Origin of the sequence: Micromonospora craterilacus (genome assembly GCF_003236315.1) — a bacterium.
Lineage (GTDB): Bacteria > Actinomycetota > Actinomycetes > Mycobacteriales > Micromonosporaceae > Micromonospora > Micromonospora craterilacus.
Window position 1 is genome coordinate 1 of sequence record NZ_POTY01000600.1, and the last position, 394, is coordinate 394.

Below are 394 nucleotides of genomic sequence, written 5' to 3' on the forward strand. Positions count from 1 at the left end.
GGCCAACGCCGAGGAAGACAAGATGCTGCGCGAACTGGTCGACTCCCGCAACCAGGGTGAAGCGCTGGTGCACTCGACCAAGAAGGCACTGGGCGAGTACGGCGACAAGCTGGAAGCTGGCGAGAAGGACAAGATCGAAGCCGCGATCAAGGAACTTGAAGAGACCCTGAAGGGCACCGACAAGGCCGCGATCGACGCCAAGACCGAAGCGCTAGCCACCGCCTCGCAGAAGCTCGGCGAGAAGGTTTACGCCGACATGCAAGCCAAGGGCGAGGCCGCTGGTGCTGAACAGAGTGCCGGTGCCCAGGCAGGCGCGCAAGCCGGACAAGGCGCTCCGCACGACGATAACGTCGTCGACGCCGAGTTCAAGGAAGTGAACGACAAGAAGTAAGCC

At 62.4% G+C, this 394-nt stretch carries 1 protein-coding gene; it reads left to right on the forward strand.

Going from position 1 to position 394, the window contains the following annotated elements; genetic code table 11:
- Positions 1-391 (forward strand): Hsp70 family protein (locus C1I95_RS37550; RefSeq protein ID WP_146605973.1); only part of this gene is annotated, 391 nt, incomplete at its 5' end.
- Positions 392-394 lie beyond the last annotated feature (3 nt).